The 19,020-nt window shown below is 67.4% G+C and carries 20 protein-coding genes; 8 read left to right on the top strand and 12 right to left on the bottom strand.

Annotation, left to right across the window (positions count from 1 at the left end; all coding sequences use genetic code 11):
• Positions 1–31: 31 nt before the first annotated feature.
• Positions 32–3,730 (bottom strand): nitrate reductase subunit alpha, encoded by a 3,699-nt coding sequence (locus EPN51_RS07245; protein WP_293039303.1) that lies wholly within the window; start codon positions 3,728–3,730, stop codon positions 32–34.
• 454 nt (positions 3,731–4,184) lie between these two features.
• A complete protein-coding gene (locus EPN51_RS07240) occupies positions 4,185–4,577 on the bottom strand; it encodes a (deoxy)nucleoside triphosphate pyrophosphohydrolase (RefSeq protein ID WP_293039300.1) in 393 nt (130 codons plus the stop codon).
• A 382-nt stretch (positions 4,578–4,959) separates the two neighbouring features.
• Here EPN51_RS07240 and EPN51_RS07235 point away from each other — a divergent pair, with 382 nt between their 5' ends.
• A complete protein-coding gene (locus EPN51_RS07235; RefSeq protein WP_293039297.1) occupies positions 4,960–5,736 on the top strand; it encodes a cell division protein DivIVA in 777 nt (258 codons plus the stop codon).
• An 84-nt stretch (positions 5,737–5,820) separates the two neighbouring features.
• Positions 5,821–6,105 (top strand): 4a-hydroxytetrahydrobiopterin dehydratase, encoded by a 285-nt coding sequence (locus EPN51_RS07230; protein ID WP_293039294.1) that lies wholly within the window; start codon positions 5,821–5,823, stop codon positions 6,103–6,105.
• On the opposite strand, the gene EPN51_RS07225 is transcribed toward EPN51_RS07230, so the two are convergent.
• Complete coding sequence (locus EPN51_RS07225; RefSeq protein WP_293039291.1) at positions 6,102–7,448, bottom strand: mannosyltransferase; 1,347 nt, start codon at positions 7,446–7,448, stop codon at positions 6,102–6,104. The genes EPN51_RS07230 and EPN51_RS07225 overlap by 4 nt on opposite strands.
• A 132-nt stretch (positions 7,449–7,580) precedes the next feature.
• Between EPN51_RS07225 and EPN51_RS07220 the strand changes: the two genes are divergently transcribed.
• Entirely contained in the window at positions 7,581–8,351 is a 771-nt protein-coding gene (locus EPN51_RS07220; RefSeq protein ID WP_293039288.1) for a hypothetical protein, read from the top strand.
• Between the two features lie 47 nt (positions 8,352–8,398).
• Positions 8,399–9,418 (top strand): hypothetical protein, encoded by a 1,020-nt coding sequence (locus tag EPN51_RS07215; protein WP_293039285.1) that lies wholly within the window; start codon positions 8,399–8,401, stop codon positions 9,416–9,418.
• 71 nt (positions 9,419–9,489) lie between these two features.
• Here EPN51_RS07215 and EPN51_RS07210 read toward each other — a convergent pair whose 3' ends face one another.
• Together EPN51_RS07210 and EPN51_RS07205 are read right to left on the bottom strand one after the other, a co-directional pair.
• Entirely contained in the window at positions 9,490–9,636 is a 147-nt protein-coding gene (locus EPN51_RS07210; protein ID WP_007169078.1) for a hypothetical protein, read from the bottom strand.
• A 28-nt stretch (positions 9,637–9,664) separates the two neighbouring features.
• Entirely contained in the window at positions 9,665–10,237 is a 573-nt protein-coding gene (locus tag EPN51_RS07205) for an HhH-GPD-type base excision DNA repair protein (RefSeq protein ID WP_293039752.1), read from the bottom strand.
• 113 nt (positions 10,238–10,350) lie between these two features.
• Here EPN51_RS07205 and EPN51_RS07200 point away from each other — a divergent pair, with 113 nt between their 5' ends.
• Positions 10,351–10,884, top strand: coding sequence for a nuclear transport factor 2 family protein (locus tag EPN51_RS07200; protein WP_366509401.1), 534 nt, complete (start codon positions 10,351–10,353; stop codon positions 10,882–10,884).
• Positions 10,885–10,955: 71 nt separating this feature from the next.
• Here EPN51_RS07200 and EPN51_RS07195 read toward each other — a convergent pair whose 3' ends face one another.
• Positions 10,956–11,180: a DUF5302 domain-containing protein gene (locus EPN51_RS07195; RefSeq protein WP_293039240.1), complete on the bottom strand. Its 225-nt coding sequence runs from the start codon at positions 11,178–11,180 to the stop codon at positions 10,956–10,958.
• Between the two features lie 47 nt (positions 11,181–11,227).
• The gene (locus EPN51_RS07190; RefSeq protein ID WP_293039237.1) at positions 11,228–11,671 is read right to left on the bottom strand and encodes a PPOX class F420-dependent oxidoreductase; all 444 of its coding nucleotides are present in this window, start codon (positions 11,669–11,671) and stop codon (positions 11,228–11,230) included.
• Between the two features lie 75 nt (positions 11,672–11,746).
• Here EPN51_RS07190 and EPN51_RS07185 point away from each other — a divergent pair, with 75 nt between their 5' ends.
• Complete coding sequence (locus EPN51_RS07185) at positions 11,747–12,268, top strand: DUF1697 domain-containing protein (protein WP_293039234.1); 522 nt, start codon at positions 11,747–11,749, stop codon at positions 12,266–12,268.
• Positions 12,269–12,323: 55 nt separating this feature from the next.
• On the opposite strand, the gene EPN51_RS07180 is transcribed toward EPN51_RS07185, so the two are convergent.
• A complete protein-coding gene (locus EPN51_RS07180) occupies positions 12,324–12,689 on the bottom strand; it encodes a GntR family transcriptional regulator (RefSeq protein WP_293039231.1) in 366 nt (121 codons plus the stop codon).
• 37 nt (positions 12,690–12,726) lie between these two features.
• On the opposite strand from EPN51_RS07180, the gene EPN51_RS07175 reads away from it, so the two are divergent.
• On the top strand, positions 12,727–13,440 hold the full coding sequence (locus EPN51_RS07175; RefSeq protein WP_293039228.1) for an NAD-dependent deacylase: 714 nt from the start codon (positions 12,727–12,729) through the stop codon (positions 13,438–13,440).
• A gap of 3 nt (positions 13,441–13,443) precedes the next feature.
• Here EPN51_RS07175 and EPN51_RS07170 read toward each other — a convergent pair whose 3' ends face one another.
• On the bottom strand, positions 13,444–14,073 hold the full coding sequence (locus EPN51_RS07170; protein WP_293039225.1) for a class I SAM-dependent methyltransferase: 630 nt from the start codon (positions 14,071–14,073) through the stop codon (positions 13,444–13,446).
• A gap of 66 nt (positions 14,074–14,139) precedes the next feature.
• Entirely contained in the window at positions 14,140–16,488 is a 2,349-nt protein-coding gene (locus EPN51_RS07165; RefSeq protein WP_293039223.1) for an MMPL family transporter, read from the bottom strand.
• Between the two features lie 309 nt (positions 16,489–16,797).
• Between EPN51_RS07165 and EPN51_RS07160 the strand changes: the two genes are divergently transcribed.
• Positions 16,798–16,920 carry a hypothetical protein gene (locus EPN51_RS07160; RefSeq protein WP_003878506.1) on the top strand — a complete coding sequence of 41 codons (123 nt, stop codon included), beginning with the start codon at positions 16,798–16,800 and terminating at the stop codon, positions 16,918–16,920.
• Positions 16,921–17,060: 140 nt separating this feature from the next.
• On the opposite strand, the gene EPN51_RS07155 is transcribed toward EPN51_RS07160, so the two are convergent.
• Both EPN51_RS07155 and EPN51_RS07150 read right to left on the bottom strand, forming a co-directional pair.
• Positions 17,061–17,813 (bottom strand): 3-hydroxyacyl-CoA dehydrogenase, encoded by a 753-nt coding sequence (locus EPN51_RS07155; protein ID WP_293039220.1) that lies wholly within the window; start codon positions 17,811–17,813, stop codon positions 17,061–17,063.
• Positions 17,814–17,862: 49 nt separating this feature from the next.
• A complete protein-coding gene (locus EPN51_RS07150) occupies positions 17,863–18,957 on the bottom strand; it encodes a CaiB/BaiF CoA-transferase family protein (RefSeq protein ID WP_293039217.1) in 1,095 nt (364 codons plus the stop codon).
• Between the last annotated feature and the right edge of the window lie 63 nt (positions 18,958–19,020).

Raw genomic sequence — 19,020 nt, 5'->3', positions numbered from 1 at the left:
GAACTCCCTTCGCGCACCCCATCGGCGCTCATCAGTACCGCACCTCCTGGCTGCGGCGACGCACGACGGTCACCTCGTCGCGCTGGTTGCCGGTCGGCCCCAGGTAGTTGAACGCAAACGCGTGCTGAGCGTAGCCGCCGGCCAGGTGGCTGGGCTTGATCCGCACCCGGGTGAGCGCGTTGTGGTTACCGCCACGCTTGTTGTTGGTTTCGGTGCGCGGTGTGTCCACAGTGCGCTCCTGCACGTGGTAGACGTACACCACGCCGTCGGGCATCCGATGCGAGACGATCGCCCGGCACACATAGATGCCGTTGACGTTGACCGCCTCGACCCAATCGTTGTCGTGCACTTGAATTTTCGCGGCGTCGCCCGGGCTCATCCACATCGTCGGTCCGCCACGCGACAACGACAGCATGTACAGGTTGTCCTGGTAGGTGGAGTGGAACGACCACTTCGAGTGCGGCGTCAGGTATCGCACGGTGAGCCCGATTCCATCCTCGGTCGGGCCCAGCTGTGGTTGGCCGAACAAGCGCGCCATGTCCAGCGGCGGCCGGAAAACCGGCAGGTGCTCGCCGAGTTCCTCGACCCAGTCGTGGGCCAGATAGAAATGCATCCGCCCGGTCAGGGTGTGGAACGGCTTGAGGTTCTCGATATTGATGGTGAACGGCGCGTAGCGACGGCCGCCGGTTTCGCTGCCCGACCATTCCGGGCTGGTAACCACGGGAACGGGCCGCGCCTGGGTATCGGCATAGCTGATCCGCTTGTCCTCGCTGCCCTCGGCCAGATGTACCAGCCGCTGACCGGTGCGCTTCTCCAGTTCGTGGAAGCCCTCGACCGCCAGCCGGCCGTTGGTCGTCCCCGACAGCAGCAGTAGCACATCGGCCATCCGCGCGGCGGTGGTAATGGCCGGACGGCCCGCTGCCACACCGGATTTCAGCACGCCGAATTTGGCGGCGAGCTCCTCCACCTCCGGGAACGGGTGCACGGTGATGCCCTTGGTGGTCAAGCCGAGTTGGTCGACCAGCGGGCCCAGCGTCAGCCACTTGTCGTAGATGGCGGTGTAGTCACGGTCCACCACGGTGAGCTTGCCCATGGTGCGGCCCGGCACCGGCGTCGCACCGGTGCGCAGCCAATCCTGTTCGATGCCATCGGGATAGGCCATCGCGTCCGGTGTGTCGTGCTGCAGGGCACTGAGCACGACGTCGGTGCGGGTTCCCAGATGCTCCTTGGCCATCGCGCTGAAAGCACGTGCGATCGCTCCGAAAGCGTCGAAGTCCGAACGTGTTTCCCACGGGGGGTCGGTCGCGGCGCTGAACGCGTGCACGTAGGGGTGCATGTCCGTGCTGGAGATGTCGGCCTTTTCGTACCAGGTCGCCGCCGGCAGCACGACATCGGACACCAGCGTGGTCGAGGTCATCCGGAAGTCGATCGACATCATCAGGTCGAGCTTGCCCTCGGGGATGTCCCCGTCACACGTCACGTCGACGGGTCGCACCCCGTCCTCGGGCGGCAGCGCCGACGCGTTGGAGTCGGTCCCCAGCAGATGCCGCAGGAAGTATTCGCCACCCTTACCCGACGAACCGATCAGGTTGGCGCGCCAGACGGTAAGGACCCGGGGCCAGTTGACGGGGTTGTCGGGATCGGTCACGGCGAGCTTGAGGTTGCGCTGGCCGAGCTGCTCGGCGACGTACTCGGCGACATCGCGACCTGCGGCGCGGGCCTCGTCCACGACATCCAGACTCGACCGGTCGAACTGCGGGTAGTACGGGCTCCACCCCATGGCCACCGCGGACGCCAGCACGTCCATGGTGTGCTTGCCGGCAAACCTGCCGCGGCCCACCGGGCTGGCCAGCTTGTCCGCGCCGTAACCGTCGTAACGCCACTGGTCGGTGTGCGCGTACCAGTACGAGGCGCCGGGCACCTGCCGCGGCGGGCGCACCCAGTCCGTTGCCATCGACATCGTCTGAAATCCGGTGAGCGGACGCACTTTTTCCTGGCCGACGTAGTGGGCCCAGCCACCGCCGTTGCGGCCCATCGACCCGGTCAACATCAGCAGCGCCAGCACCGCACGGTAGATCGCGTCGCTGTGGAACCAGTGGCAGATGCCGCCGCCCATGATGATCATGGAGCGGCCGCCGGATTCCTGGGCACTGTGCGCGAATTCCCTTGCCACACGGATGACTTGGGCGGCCGACACGCCGGTGATCACTTCCTGCCAGGCCGGGGTGTTCTGCTGGGACGCGTCGTCGTAACCGGTGGGCCATTCGCCGGGCAATCCCGGCCGCGCCACGCCGTACTGCGCGAGCACCAAGTCGAAGACGGTGCACACCATGTGCTTGCCGATGCGGCGCACCGGGACACCGCGCGCCACGGTCGTGCCCTCGCCGTCGACGGTGTCGAAGCTGGGCAAATGCACGAGCGCGGTGCTGCCCTCCCCGTTCGAGCTGTGCGCGTCTCGCACACTGAGCGCCGGCACCAGGTCACCGAGATCCAGGTTCCACTTTCCGACCCCGGATTCGCCGTACCGGAAGCCCAGCGAGCCATGCGGCACCACAACCGAATTGGTGGATTCGTCCAATACCGCGGGCTTGACTGCCGCGTTCTCGACCGCCTCCCCCAGGTCTGCCGCCGTCAGGTTCTTCCCCGGCACCAGCATGTCGCCGCGTTCTTCCAGTTTGATCAGGAACGGCAGATCGGTGTAGCGACGCGAATAGTCGGAGAAGAACGGAACCTGCTTTCGCACATAGTATTCCGAGAGGATGACGTGACCCATCGCCATGGCCAGCGCCCCATCGGTGCCGGCCGCGCACGGCATCCATTCGTCGGCGAACTTGGTGTTGTCGGCGTAGTCCGGGCTGACGGTGACCACCTTGGCCCCGCGGTAGCGCGCCTCGGCCATCCAATGCGCATCGGGGGTCCGGGTGATCGGGACGTTGGAACCCCACATCATCAAATACGCTGCATCCCACCAGTCCCCGGATTCGGGGACGTCGGTCTGGTCACCGAACACCTGCGGTGAGGCCACCGGAAGGTCGGCGTACCAGTCGTAGAACGACGTCATGGGGGCGCCGATCAGCTCGAAGAACCGCGAGCCGGCGGCGTAGGACACCATCGACATCGCCGGGATCGGTGAAAACCCGGCGACCCGATCCGGACCGTAGGTCTTGATGGTGTGCACGTGGGCGGCGGCGATCAGCTCTGTGGCCTCGGCCCAGGTGACCCGGACCAGTCCCCCCTTCCCGCGGGCCTGCTGATAGCGCCGACGGCGGTCGGGATCGGACTGGATGTCGGCCCATGCGAGCACAGGATCGCCGAGCCGCGCCTTGGCTTCCCGGTACATCTCGACCAGGACGCCGCGGGCGTACGGGTAGCGCACCCGGGTGGGCGAGTAGCTATACCAGGAAAAAGAAGCGCCGCGGGGGCAACCGCGCGGCTCGTACTCGGGCCGGTCCGGGCCCACCGACGGATAGTCGGTCTGCTGGGTTTCCCAGGTGATGATCCCGTCCTTGACGTAGATCTTCCATGAGCATGATCCGGTGCAGTTCACCCCGTGCGTGGAGCGAACCACCTTGTCGTGGCTCCAGCGGTCGCGGTAGAACACGTCGGCTTCGCGGCCGCCCCGCCGGGTCACGGTGCGCAGGTCGGCCGAGATCTCGCCCGGTGTGAAGAACCGCCCGCTGCGCTCCAAGAGCTCCTCGAGCACTCCACCGATGCGAGGTGTGGCAGTCAAGAAGTACTCCTCCTAATCGGTAGCGTCGCGCCTCGTCGCCCGGCCGTGCGTGGGATCCCAGTTGAGTTGCGCTCGGCAATACGCCCGGTGATCCGCCCGTCCGCACAACCTCGGATCGGCTCAACCATCGCCATTTCGGGCCCGCGGGCTGGGCGGGGATACCGCACAGCATAGGTCGACGTGGATGGGGCAATCACATCCGCCGCGCCTGGCCGCGCATGAAAAACGCGGTCATGGGCATCGGTTTTCGCGGTTGCGAAAGCCTCCCGGTCGGGCACCGAAGCCGGGACGGCAGGGTCTGTACAACCATCTGGCTCGCTGTCGGCGCGCACATCCAAGGCAGATTCGTGTGGCGTTACTACAAGTCATATTGTGGTGTTCAGTTCACTCTAGCGACCTGCAACGCGGCTGTGAGTAAGCTGCGGGAACTCTGTGGACGTGTCATGAGGGCCGTTCACAGCGCACCTGTCAGATCCGCCAACCAGCCCCGATCGGCCGGCACCCAGTCGAGATCGTGCAGCTCAGCGGCCGTGACCCAGCGCAACGCCCGATGATCACGCGCATCCGGCTCACCGCTGAGCAAACGCACCCGGTAGGCCCGCAGCGTGATCCCGCCGTCCACCGTGATGTCCGCGCCGAGCCGGTCGCCCACCGCGACGTCGCCCACCGCCAAGCCCAGCTCCTCGGCCAGCTCGCGGGCCAGCGCGTCGCGCTCGGCCTCACCCGGCGCGACCTTGCCACCGGGCAGCTCCCAACGGCCGGCCAGCTCCGGCGGGCGGACGCGCTGCGCCACCAAGACGTGCGCGTCGCAGATGAGGGCGCCGGCGACGACGATCTGGGTCGGCATGGCCAGTGACGGTATACCGTCGGGTCATGGCTGTGTTACGGCCTGCCAACGTGCCCGGCTACCTACGTGAACATCGGAAGGCGGCGGGTCGCCCGGCTGGTCGCCGCCGCAGGCAGCGGGGTGCGTCACCGCTGCGGGCGAAATTGAGCGGCGCAGGTGCGGATTGCTGCTATCGGGCGGACATTCCGTTCGGACGACTACCAAATGGTGCCAGATGGGCGCACGCATGCGCGAACCTTGGACCGCAGCCGTGCCGGTCGGCGATCCCTGGTGATATGAATCGAATTCCCTTGCGGCACAATAACTATCTTACGGTTTAAGCATCATCGTGGAATACTCGACTACTAGTCAGTACCAGGCACTTCCAGGATGGGAGTTGGCGATGATCACCGAACCCGCAAATTCGTTTCCTCGCATTTTCAGGGGCTATGACCCGGCTGCGGTCGATCCCTACATCGAGGTGTTGCTCACCAAGGAGAAATTGCTGATCGACGAAGTGCATAGCCTCAGGGCCCATCGAAACGAATCCGGCGACGAAGCAGCCGCGCTGCGGATTGAGGTCGCCTGCCTCGAAGATGAAGTTGCCGCCCTCTCGGACACCTCGCCGTCGCCCTACGCGATGCAACACCGGATGGCGAAGATGCTGCGGCGTGCGCTCGATGAGATTTCCCGGATGCAGGCCGAGGCGCGGGCCGAGGCAGACTCGGTGATCGCGGGGGCCGCTGCCGAGGCCGAGGCCGCGCAGCAAGAGTACCGAGAGCTGTTGGCGCACATGGCTGCCCAGCGAAAGGCTCTGGAAACGGAATGTGAACAAACCAGGAAAGAGCTCGACACCGAACTCGCCGGGATGCGTGCTGAGGCCCAATCGTTGATCGATGAGGCGTGGCAGGAAGCCCAGCATAAGCGTGAGCAACTCCTCGCCGACGCAAAGGAGAAGGCTCATCATTTCGATGAGCGAGTCCACCGCGCGATGGACGAGGCGAATCAGGAACGAATCATGATCCTGGAAGAGCTGATGGACGTAGCGCGCGACCTACAGGGAGTTCCGGCCAGCCTCGAGTCCGCATACCAAGAACGAAAGAATCTGCCGGAGGCGGGCGTCGTGGTGCCGTTGGACCAGAAAAATCAAGCACCGGGTAATCCCGCCGTAGCCTCGTAGGTGACCGCCCCTTCGGGGATTGGCGGACATCTTTAGGGCTACCCCTCGGTTGACCCGTTATCGAAAAGAGAGGATGAGTCCGGTATGGCCGTGCTAACGGATGAGCAAGTAGACGCCGCACTGCCCGATCTGGATGGATGGGAGCGTGCCGGCGGCGCCCTGCGCCGGTCGATCAAATTCGGAAGCTTCCTGGCCGGCATCGATGCGGTGCGCCGGGTGGCCGACCATGCGGAAAGCAAGGATCACCACCCCGATATCGATATCCGCTGGCGGACAGTGACTTTCGCTCTCGTCACGCACTCCGAGGGCGGTATCACAAAAAACGATGTCGAGATGGCCCGCGATATCAACGGGATCGTCGACAACTAGCCCGCGGTGGGGCCCTTGTCGTCGGCCGGCACGTGTCCCCCGCTTACGGGCGACCCGCGCAGCTCGCGGTCGCCGATGGCCGCAGCCCAGATCAACGTCGCCACCGCCGCCGCCGTGTAGATCAGCCCCGCCCAGGCCAGATACCACGGTCGGCTTATCTGCCAGATGGTCGGTTGAGCGAAGCTCAGCAACCACGGCACGCCGATCAGGGTGAGCACCAACCAGCCCCAGCCCACCATGCGCGCACCGCGCAGCGTGCGGCCCGCGCCGTGGATGGCCCAGATCATCAGCGGCACCAGCCACACCCAGTGGTGGGTCCAGGAAATCGGTGAGAGCAGCAGCCCGAACACCTCCACCACGATCAGCCTGCCCAGCTGGTCGGAGGAGTCCAGCGCGCGCCAGGCCAGGACGGCCAGCACCGCGGTGACCGCGAGGGTGGCGACCAGCAGCGGACCGAATCCCACATCGTGGCCCAGGATCCGCGAGATGGCGCCGCGCCAGGACTGATTGAACGACGTGGCGATGGGACCCACCCGGTGGGCGTCGCCGAGCAGCTCGGTGAAGTAGTAGCGGGTCTGATCGCCGACTACCAGGACCGAAATCCCAATGGTGGCAACGAAAACGACCACCGAAAACACGGTCGCGGCCCAGCGCCGCGCGCCGGCCAGATAGACCCCGGAGATGGCGGGCGTCAATTTGATGCCGGCCGCCACGCCGACCAGCAGCCCCGACAGCCACCATCGCGTCGTGTAGACCGCCCACAGCACGGCGGTCATCAGCAACACATTGACCTGGCCGTAGTCGAATGTGCTGCGCAACGGCTCGATCCAGATGGTGATCGCCGTCCAGCCCATCGCGAGGCGGCGGCCGCGGGCGCCGGCCGGCACGCCCGTCAGGCGCTGGCTGATCCGGATCGCGACGTAGAGGGCGGCGATGGTCGCGATCTGCCACAGGAATGCGACGAGGCCGAACGGCAACAGGTGCAGCGGGTAGAAGACGACGGCCGCGAACGGCGGGTAGGTGAACGGCAGCGGGAAGTCCGGTGTCTGGTCGGCGTAGACGTAGCTGTACAGGCTGCCGGGATGGTCGATCGCGGCGGCTCCGCCGAGGTAGACGTGCAGGTCGACGAAGTTCGCGCCGTTGGGGGCTAGGTACGTCCAGGCCAGCCTCGCGGCGACGCTCGCGATGAGCAGCATCGGCGCGGCCGCTTCGAGGAGACTCGCCAACCGCTGCGTGATGGGTGCCGCCGGGGCGGCCGAGATGGTGTCTATCCGCCCGACTTTAGCGATCGGGCCATGCGCCGCCGCCCCGTCGGTCCCCTGACATCTGTTCAGGGAGCTCATTTTCAACCGTTCGGTCACCGCTCTCATTCATATCCGTAACGAATACATAAATGCCACACGTGTCACTTGAGTCCCATCTGCATCAAAGTAACTTCGGCCCGGAGACCTGTAATCAATCAATCAGGGAGAGTCATGCCAACCATCTGGACTTACATGCGTGCAGCCGCCGTCGTGGTCGGTTCGTCCGCAGCACTAATAGTGGGCGGTCTCGCGGGGTCAGCCCACGCCGACCCCGTGCCGGCCCCGGCCCTGCCGAACATTCCGCAGCAGCTGATCAGTTCGGCGGCCAACGCGCCGCAAATCCTGCAGAACCTCGCGACCGCACTCGGCGCCACGCCGCCCGCGGCACCGGCGACGCCGGGCATCAGCTTCCCGGGTGTTCCGGCGGCCGCTTCGCCGGCATCGGCGGCATCCACGGCGGGTATTCCGTCGATCCCCGGCCTGACCCCGGCGGCCACACCCGCCGCTCCGGCGTCATCCCCGGCGGCGTTCCCCGCCATTCCGGGGCTGACGCAGTCGGCGACGCCCGCCGCACCGGTGTCATCCCCCGCGGCGACCGGCCTTCCGGGGATGATCCAGGGCCTGACCGGCGCGCAGCCGGCGGCCGCGTCTCCGGGCGTTCCGGCCGCCTCGTCGATCCCGGGCCTGCCCGCGATCCCGGGGTTGTCGGCACCGACCGCACCGGCCACACCGCCCGCCCCGCAAATCCCGCAGGCGCAGGTCAACATGCCGGCGATGCCGTCGGGCCTGCCGGTCAACGTGCCTTCGCAGGTGCGGCTTCCGCAGGATCTGCCGGCGCTGGCTTCGGGGCAGACCCCGGCGGCCCCGGCGGCCCCGGCCGCGGCCGCGCCGGCGGCCAGCCCGGCCGGACCGGCAGCGCCGCTGCTTGCCGCCCTGCCTTGAGCAGCGTCGTCGTCGGCCTAACCCACCACTGAGAACCGGAGGACACCGTGGCAACCACTTGGAATCTGTCCAAAGGTTTGGCCGCTGTCGTCACGGCATCGGTTGCCGCGTTCGGGCTCTGCCCGAGCGCGGCAGCCGACCCGGCGGCGCCGCAGCCGACACCACCATCCAGCGCGGCCCAACAACTGCCGGGTCTGCCTGCCTTGTCGCAGCTCAGCCCGCTCATCCAGCAAGCGGCCGGCGACCCGCAGCAAGCGACACAGCTGCTCATGGCCGCCGCGCAAGCCTTCGCCCACAGCCCGACCGCTCCCAGCGAGTCCAAAAACGTTGCCGCGGCCGTGAATCAGTTCGTCCAAGAGCCCACCGCGCCGGTGCAGCACGTGCCCGCGACGGGCATAGAACCCGGTTTGCAGGCGCACCTGCCGGCCGGTATCGACCCGGCACACGCGGCCGGTCCGGCGCCCGCCGCCGCTCCGGCACCGGGGCCCGCCCAACCCGCCAATGTGCCCGTCGCGGCACCGGTTCCGGTGCCCCCAGCGCCGGCCGCGGCGCCGCCGGCGACCCCTCCCGCACCGGAGGCCGCCGCACTGCCCGCCCCGGCACCCGCGGCTGCGCCGGACGCCGCCCCCACGGCGGCCGCTCCGGGATTCGGCGCTGACGCGCCGCCCACGCAGGACTTCATGTATCCGTCGATCGGCACCAATTGCCTGGCGGATGGCAGCAGCGCCATCGCCACCGCGCTGTCGGTCGCGGGGCCGGCCAAGATCCCGCTTCCCGGCCCGGAGGCAGGCCAGACCGCCTACGTGTTCACCGCGGTCGGCACCCCCGGACCCGCCGAGGTGCAGAAACTGCCGCTGAACGTCACGTGGGTGAACCTGACCACCGGCAAGTCCGGGACCGTCACCCTCAAGCCGCGATCGGACATCAACCCGGACGGGCCAACGACGTTGAGCGCGATCGCCGACACCGGTTCGGGCAGCATCATGTCGACGATCTTCGGGCAGGTCACCACCACGGAAAAGCAGTGCCAGTTCATGCCCACGATCGGCTCGACGGTGGTGCCGTAACAGACCGGCGCCGCCACCGTTTCGCCACTGCGAACGCGCGTGTCCCCGCACCGGGGTGCGCGCGTTCGCTTCTAGTAGGCCATGAACAGGATCGCGTCGCGGTCGTACTCGAGGCCAGGATGAACGCTGGCGAGGTGAGCTTGAGTCAATTCGACCAGCTCATCCTCGTCCTTGCCGACGATGGCCTCGCCGCACGGACACGTGAGGTGTGTCTTCACGTTGCTGCCCTTCCCTTCTGGTGACCTACTACTTCGCCGCCTTGGCTGCTGCTTTCATCTGCTTCTTGTACGAACGCACCTCGCCCATCGATCGGGCGTCGACGATATCGGCGACGGAGATGTGCGTGCCGTCCTTGCCGAACTGCCCGGCCGCCGCGCGCCAGCCTTTCGGCGTCACCCCGTACTGCTTGCCCAGCAGCGCCAGGAAGATCTGCGCCTTGACCTCGCCGAAACCGGGTAGCCCCTTGATTCGCCGCAGCAGCTCCGCGCCGTCGGGGTCGCCCGCGGTCCACAAGCCGGCGGCATCGCCGTCGTAACGGTCCACGATGATCTGGGCCAGGGTCTGGATACGTTTGGCCATCGATCCCGGAAACCGGTGTATCGCCGGCTTTTCCGAGCACAGCGCGGCGAACTTGTCGGGGTGGTACTCGGCAATTTCATGCGCACCGAAGCCGCCCATCCGGTCCGCGATCTTCTTCGGTCCTGCGAAGGCCGTCTCGAAAGGTACCTGCTGATCAAGAACCATCCCGATGAGCAGGGCCAACGGGTCGCTGGACAGCAGCTTGTCGGCCTCGGGATCTTGAGCGAGCCACAGTTTCACTGTCAACGACCAACCTTTCGCTGAGCGCCCTAGGACCGATGACCTATGTGTTCGACAGACTACCTACCGGAAAGCCGCTGACGACCAGCGGATAACCACGGAGTTATCGTGACGTGGTGGTGGATGAGGCCCGATTGGCACTGATGCTGGCCCGCGACGAACTGCATGCGCTCGTCACTTCCTATTGCCGGGCCGTCGACCGCGCCGACTATGAAGCGCTGCGCAGCCTGTACCACCCCGAGGCCACCGACTCGCACGGCTCATTCGCCACGGGCGGCGTCGAACAGTTCATCGCGCAGTTGCAGGCTGCCGAACCGTATGTGCGTGTCTCCCAACACAACATCACCACCACGAACTTCGTCATCGAGGGCGAGGACGCCCGCGGCGAGATCTACTGCCTGGTGTTTCACACCTTCGCCGGTCCCGAACACGACATCGACGTCATCATCGGCGGCCGGTACCTGGACACCTACGCCCGGCACGACGGCCGCTGGAAGTTCAGCCGGCGCACCATCGTCGCGGATTGGGCATACCGAAACGACCCGTCCCAACTGGATTTCTCGCATCCCAGCACCCGGGGAAGCCTGCGCGGCCAACCAGGCCAAGCCGACCCTTCGATCGGCCTATTCACACCGTCCCAAGGCTGAACCCCCGCGGAAAACCACTGGCGCGCACCATGATCCGCCCCGTCGGCCCGACCCCTCGACGGCCGCGATCCTCAGCCGCTCTTGCGGCGGAATTCGCGACGGTTTCCCACCGCGCCGTGCGACCGGGACTGCTTGCCGGCGCCGTCTTTGTGGTCGGATCCACCCGAGGATTTCGCCATCTTGCGGTCGAGGGCCGCACGGAACTTGCGCTTGGTGTCCTCGTCTGACCCGGGCGATTCAGAAGCCCCCGAAGACTTGGACGACTTTGAACCCTGCCGAGCATTCGATTCAGCCATACGGGCAGCTTAGCTCCGGTTTGCCGGCATGCTGGTGGACGGTGCGGCTACCGCATGCCCGGGGGCATGCCGTACACATGCGAGATCGGCAACGTCAGCAGCACCCGGCGATCGGTGACCATCGCCTGACGGTATTCACCCCAATCCGGATGTTCACCGGCGATGTTGCGGTACAAGGCAATCAGCGCCTCCACGGTGTCATCGCCGGGCGCGGCCGCCGGCGGTGTCAGTTCGGCGGTGCCCTCGGCGACGGCATAGGACCATCCGTCGTCGGCGTCGACCAGGATCGACGCCCGCGGGTCGCGACGCAGGTTGCGCGTTTTGGCGCGCGGCTCGGTGATCGATACCTGGATCAGAAGGCTGCGCGGGTCGAAGTGGTAGCTCACGTTCGACAGCTGCGGTCGCCCGTCGCGCTTGATGGTGGCCAGCACCCCGAGGGAATGCCCGCTTATCAAGGCCAGCAGCTTGTCGTCGAAGACTTGGCGTCCCATGGCGAAAGCCTACGTCGCACGCCGCCCCGACGGCCCGGGATGGCGGTTCGGAGGGCGGGCTGGTGGAATCGGGGCATGACCAAGTACGCGGCGTTTCTGCGTGGCGTCAACGTCGGAGGCGTCAATCTCAAGATGGCCGAGGTGGCCGCCGCACTGACCGACGCGGGCTTCACCGGGGTGCGGACCGTGTTGGCCAGCGGCAACATTCTGCTGGAGTCGGCGGCCGGGGTGACGTTGGTGCGCAAGAAGGCGGAGGCCGCGTTGCGCGAACGGTTCGGCTACGACGCCTGGGTGCTGGCCTATGACATCGGCACCGTGCGCGACGTGGTCGACGCGTATCCGTTCGAGCGCGAGGCCGACGGCTACCAGTCCTACGTCACGTTCGTCGCCGATGAGGCGGCGCTCGACGAGCTCGCCGCGCTGGGCGAGGGCACCGGTCCGAACGAGAGGATCAGCCGGGGCGAGGGCGTGGTCTACTGGCAGGTCCCCAAGGGCAGCACCCTGGACAGCACCATCGGCAAGACGATGGGCAAGGCGCGCTACAAGCCGTCGACCACGACGCGCAATCTGCGCACGCTGGACAAGGTGTTGCGCTGAGCCCCGCTCGCACACATTCGGCGCGCCAACGCTTTTCGACACCGAACGAGGCTGCTCACTCGTCAGGCACGGATTCGATGTAGCGCAGGGCATCGGCCTTGTCCAGCCCGAGTCCGCGCGCTACCCGGACGTACTCACGCGCGGCGGCCGCCATCGCGGCGTCGGTCGGATCGTAGCGGGCGATGAATGTGCCGAAGCGGCCCCGAGTTTCGATGATGGCGGAGGTTTCCAGCTCGCGGTAGGCGCGGGCCACGGTGTTGACGGCGACCCCGAGTTGGCCGGCCAGATCCCGCACGGTGGGCAGGCGGGTGCCGGGCGGCAGCGCGCCCTCGCGGACTCCATCGATGACCTGCGTCCTGAGCTGGTCGAACAGCGGCTTGCCCGCCTTCACGTCGACCCGCAACCAGTCACCCAGCTCCACCGGTTCAGTATCCCCCAGCCCCGGCTATCTTGGTGGGATGCGCGTAGCGGTGCTCAGCGGCGCGGGGATCTCCGCGGAGAGCGGCGTGCCGACGTTCCGCGATGACAAGAACGGGTTGTGGGCCCGCTTCGATCCCTACGAGCTCTCCAGCACCCAGGGGTGGCGGGACAACCCCCAGCGCGTCTGGGGCTGGTATCTGTGGCGCCATTACCTGGTCGCCGATGTCCACCCCAATGCGGGTCATCGCGCCATCGCCGCCTGGCAAGACGACGCCCAGGTCAGCGTCATCACCCAGAACGTCGACGACCTGCACGAGCGCGCCGGCAGCGAGTCCGTCCACCACCTGCACGGGAGCCTCTTCGAATTCCGTTGTGCGCGTTGCGCTGTGCCGTATAGCGGCGCGCTGCCCCAGATGGCCGAACCGGCGCTGGAGGTGGAGCCCCCGGTGTGTCATTGCGGTGGCCTGATCCGGCCCGACATCGTGTGGTTCGGCGAACAGTTGCCCGACGAGCCGTGGCAGCGCGCCGTGGAGGCGACCGAGTCCGCCGACGTGATGGTGGTGGTCGGGACCTCGGCGATCGTCTATCCGGCGGCCGGCCTGGCGGAGCTGGCGCTGTCCCGCGGCGCCGCCGTCATCGAGGTCAATCCCGAAGTCACGCCGCTATCGGCCAGCGCCACCCTCAGCATCCGTGAGACGGCGAGCGCGGCGTTGCCCGGCCTGCTGCAGCGGCTGCCGGCTCTGTTGAAGTGAGGGTCAGGGCCGGCGCGCGCGGCCCAGCAGCAACTCCGACACCGGCATCGGCGCCCAGGCCGGCAGCGTCCACTCCCGCCTCGACGTGTCGACTTCGAATCCCGCCTCGACGATCGAGCGTTCGGTGTCACGATGGGTGTGACAGTTGCCGAACAGCCGCGGCCACAGGGTCGCATCGACGAGACGCTGGAAGCGGCCCCGCGCACCGGCGCTGGCGATGTGCTCGAGGTAGCGCAGTTCCCCGCCCGGCCGCAGCAACGAGTACAGGTGCCGCAGCACGCTGCCGGGGTCGCGCACCGAGCACAGCACCAGCGAGCACACCACCGCGTCGAACGGCTCGGAGCCGCTGAGGCTTTCGGCCGTCTCGCCGGAAACGATCACGCGTGCGGGCACCGCGTCCGCCGCGGCGCGGGCCCGGGCCGCCAGCCGCGGTTCGGGCTCGACCGCGACCACCTCGTCGACCGACTCCGGATAGTGCGGAAAGTTCGTCCCGATCCCCGCGCCGACTTCCAACACCCGGCCGGACAAGCCGGCCAGATTCTCCCGCCGCAGGGCCCGGATCGCCTCGGCTTCATGGCTGGCGACGACGGGCCAGAGGCGCGCAAAGAAGGGATTGTCGACCACGGTTGTCATGCGTATGTGAACCTTCCAACTTGGATGAGGCCCAGAATAGGGTTCGGCGACCGGATCGGTCGGCCGTTAACCGATATTGGGCACCGGTTCCCCGCGCGGGGGCCCAGGGAGTTCGGCCTGTTCGGTGGCCGGCTCGAGGTGTGCGGGTTCTTCGGCGCCCGCCTCGCTGATGCCGAACCGATCGTGCAGCCACGCCAGGGGCCTGGGCGCCCACCAGTTCCACCGGCCCATCACATGCATGAAGGCCGGGACGACGACCATCCGCACCAGGGTGGCGTCGGCGAAGACGGCAAGCACCAGGCCCAGGCCGAACATCCGCATGAACGAGACATGCGCGGCGATCAGCGCGGCGAAGGACATCGACATCACCAACGCGGCCGCGGTGATCACCCGCCCGGTGCGGGCGACGCCGAGCGCCACGCTCTCGTCGTTGGCGGCGTGGGCCTGCTTCGGGGTCGGCCGGGCCGGGCGAGCGGCGCCGGACGCCAGCCAGTACTCGCGGATCCGGGAGAGCAGGAAGACCTCGTAATCCATCGACAGCCCGAAGGCGATGCAGAACAGCAGCACCGGCATGTTGGCCACCAACGTCCCGCTCGGCGTGGTGCCGAGCGCGCCAAGATGGCCGTCCTGGAAGATCCACACCAGCGCACCGAACGCCGCGGTCAGCGACAGGAAGTTGCAGGCGAGCGCCTTGAGGGGCAGCAGCACGCTGCCGGTCAGCAGGAACAGCAATACGAACGTGATCGCGGCCATCAGCCCGAGGACCAGGGGAAGTCGTTCCGTCACCGCATCGACACTGTCGCGGTTGACCTGTGCCACCCCGCCCATCTCGACGGATCGGCCCGCGGGGCCGGGGACCTCGTGCAACCGCCGGAGCTGGGCGTCGTTCACCGCGGAAAACAGCGGCGCCGTGCTGCTGACGGTCAGGAACGCGCTGCCGCGGGCCAACCCTGTCGCCCCGGCCGCAGGTCCCACCCGGTTTCCCCCGGCGAAGGTGCCCCCGGGCGCTGACACCGCCGCCACGTCAGGCACCCGCGACAGATCGGCGGCGTACTTGTCGAAATCCCCCGGATTCAGGCCGGCGGCGTCGGCGACGACGACGGGCACCGACGTCGCGGAATCGTTGGCGAAATCGCTGCGCAACCGGTCGCCGACCTGATGCGCCGACGCCGAACGTGGCAGCACCCGGTCGTCCGGGAAACCCCACTTGACCGAGAAGAACGGCAGCCCGAGCAGCAGCAGCAGGCCCACGACGGCCAGGCCGATCGGCGCCCAGCGGCGCATCACGAACTTGCTCGACCGATACCAGAACAATTGCTCGACGGGCTTGTGCACCGGCTCGGGTCGCCCAAGCGCGCGGCGCAACAGCCGGCGCACGTCGAACGCGTCCAGCCGGTCGCCCAGCAGCACGATCGCGGCCGGGGTGATCACGATCGACGCGGTGGCGACGAACGCGACCGTGGCCACCCCCGCGTAGGCGAACGACTTGAGGAAGTACATCGGGAACGCCACCGTCGCCGACATCGACAACGCCACGGTGACCGCGGAGAACAGCACCGTGCGGCCGGAGGTGGCCATGGTCCGGACGAGCGCCTCGTCTCGGTCGCGGCCCTCGGCCAATTCGTCGCGATAGCGGCTGACGATCAGCAGCGTGTAGTCGATGGCCAGCGCCAGGCCCAGGGCGGTGCTGAGGTTGAGGGCGAAGATCGACACCTCGGTGGTGAAGGTGATGAGGCGCAACACCGACATCGAGCCGACGACGGCCAACGCACCCAACGCCATCGGCAGCGCGGCGGCCAGCAGCCCGCCGAACACCCAGATCAGCACCAGGAAGCTCAGCGGCAGCGCGATCATCTCCATCACCAGCAGATCGTCCTGGTTCTGCTTGTTGATCTGGGCGTACTGCATGGCCGCGCCGCCGGCGCGGACGGTGACACCGTCACGGTCGTGGACGAACTGGTCCGACAAGGTCTGCGCGTTGTGCTGAACGAAGTTTTCGCCGCCTTTGAGGTTGACCACGATGAGGCCCGACTTGCCGTCGCGGCTCACCAGGTCGTCTGACGCCCCCGGGCCGCCGTCGGCAACGGGCCCGGTCCACGGCGAGGAGGCGTTGTAGACCAGCGGGGACCGCTGCAACTGGTCAACGAGGTCGGTGCCCACCTTGCGGGCTTGTGCGCTGTTGGTGCCGCCGGGGGCCGTCACCAGAATCAGCATCTGCTGACCGCTCTGCCCGAACTTGTCGGTCAACACGCCGATGGCGCGGGCGGACTCCGAGTCCGGATCTTGGAAACCGCCGGGCGACAAGCTCTTGGCGACGGGAATGCCGAAGACGGCCGCGGCGATGAAAACCAGCACCCCCACTGCGATGATCCGGCGCGGCGCCGCGATGGCGACTCGGGCGATTTTCTGCAGCATTTTCGAGCCCTTCCGCTGCCGGTGCCCCTTTGCGCTGGCCGCTGGCTATCCGCGACAACGTAACAAACGCTAATTCTCACGCGTCGAACAGTGTTCTCTTTAAGCACGCAGGCGGGCTGGCGCACCGTTCAACGCAGGGTTCAAACCGTGGGGACGGTAAGAGTCCGGCCAGAAAAATGTGTCGTAAGTAAGCAGCTCACGGCCCAATCCCAGCGGAAACGGCGGGCGAACCTACCCGTCGGTAAATTGCCATCATTTTCCGAATCGCGACTCAAAGATTCCTTAATGGTGGCCCATACGCTCAGTGTCATGTGGATCGACGACACAAGTGCCGACGTCATCAAGGTCGACTTCGAGGCCCTCTACCACGGCGATGTGCTGGTGGAAGGCGAGACCTCGGAGCAGTTCGACGAACTGCAAGCGGCGAGCTGAGCCAGACGATGAGCATGCTCGCACGGCTGTTAATGGCCGAACCCGCCGTCAGTCGATGGTTCCGCAAGTAACCATCGATCCTTTGTCACGAAAGCCCCCCGCCGATGCGGGGGGCTTTCGTTTGTCGACGGGTGCGTGCCTCAGCGAGGCGCCATGCGAATGGCGCCGTCCAGGCGGATGACCTCGCCGTTGAGCATCGGGTTCTCCACGATGTGCACGGCCAGCGCGCCGTATTCGTCGGGATCGCCCAGCCGGGCCGGGTGCGGCACCTGCTTGCCCAGCGAGGCCTGCGCCTCCTCGGGCAGCGAACCGAGCAGCGGCGTCTTGAACAATCCCGGTGCGATGGTCACCACGCGGATGAGCTCGCGGGACAGGTCACGGGCGATCGGCAGCGTCATGCCGACCACGCCACCCTTGGACGCCGAGTAGGCGGCCTGGCCGATCTGGCCCTCGAACGCGGCGACCGAGGCGGTGTTGATGATGACGCCGCGCTCCTCACCGACGGGTTCGGTTTTGGCGATGCGCTCGGCGGCCAGCCGCAGCACGTTGAACGTGCCGATCAGGTTGACCCCGATCACCTTCTTGAACGCGTCCAGGGGGAACGGGCCGTCCTTGGACAGGGTCTTGATGGCATTGCCGATGCCCGCACAGTTGACGTTGATGCGCAGCGTGCCCATCCCCTCGGCGGCATCCAGCGCGGCGCCGACGGCGGCCTCGTCGGTGACGTCCGCCTCGACGAAGCGGGCGCGGTCACCGAGTTCGCGCACCGCTTCCCCGCCGCGCAGGTCGATCACGACGACCTGCGCGCCGCGGTCGAGCAGCCGCTTGGTGGTGGCCAGGCCCAGGCCTGAGGCACCCCCGGTGACGACGGCGACGGCGTCTTTGATCTCCATGCGAGTCCTTCCCTGATCTCCTCGAGTCCAGCCAACTGGTTGGTTGGGACTATACCCAGTCGTTGAGTACCGCTTCGGCGTCGGTCACCGGCGCCGCGGGGCGCGGTGTCTCCGGCGCGGTGCGGGAGAAGCGCGGCGCCGGGCGCGGCTGCAGACCGCCGTCGACTTCGTAGAAGGTGTTCCGCTCGGTGATGTGCGGCTCGGTCTGCACCTCGCCGAAGGCCAGCACCGGCGTCACGCACGCGTCGGAGTCGGCGAACACCTTGGCCCAGTGTTCGCGGTCCTGGCCGGCGAACTTCTCGGTCAGCGCGGCCCGCAGTTCCGGCCAGCGGCCGACGTCGTTCTGCCCGGGCAAGTCCGCGCCCTCCAGGCCCAGCCCGGTCAGCATGGCGGCGTAGAACTGCGGCTCGATGGCGCCAACCGCGACGTAGCGTCCGTCGGCGCATTCGTAGGTGTCGTAGTAGGGCGCGCCGCCGTCGAGCAGGTTGGTGCCGCGCGCGTCGGTCCACATGCCCGAGGAGCGCATCTGCCACATCATCTGGACCAGCATGCTCGAGCCGTCCACCATCGCGGCGTCGACGACCTGCCCCTTGCCGGAGGTTTGCCGCTCCCACAGCGCGGACAGGATGCCCAGCAGCAGGAACATCGAACCGCCGCCGAAGTCACCGACAAGGTTCAGCGGCGGGACCGGCCGCTCGTTCACCCGGCCGATGGAGTGCAGGATGCCGTTGAGCGAGATGTAGTTGATGTCGTGGCCCGCCTGCTGGCTGCGCGGGCCGGTTTGACCCCAGCCGGTCATCCGGGCGTAGACAAGCCGGTCGTTGACCTTGGCGCAATCGTCGGGGCCCAGACCGAGCCGCTCGGTGACGCCCGGACGGTAGCCCTCGATCAGCACGTCGGCTTTGGCGATCAACTTCAGGACGAGTTCGCGCCCTTCGTCGGACTTCAGATCGGCGGTCACCACCCGCCGGTTGCGCATCATGGCGTCCTTGGCTGCGCCTCCGCCGCCGCCGGCGGCAGAAGACGACGGGCGATCGACGCGCACCACGTCTGCACCCAGATCCCCCAGGATCATCGCGGCGTGGGGGCCCGGCCCGATGCCGGCCAACTCGACAACGCGCAGTCCCTTCAACGGTCCAGCCATGATCTACCGACCTTTCGTCCGCTCCGACGCCTTTGACCGTTGGTGCTCAAACAACCGGTCGTT

Source organism: Mycobacterium sp., from assembly GCF_004298145.1.
Lineage (GTDB): Bacteria > Actinomycetota > Actinomycetes > Mycobacteriales > Mycobacteriaceae > Mycobacterium.
The sequence above is the reverse complement of the archived record's forward strand: the minus strand, read 5'-3'. Positions and strand labels throughout refer to the sequence as shown.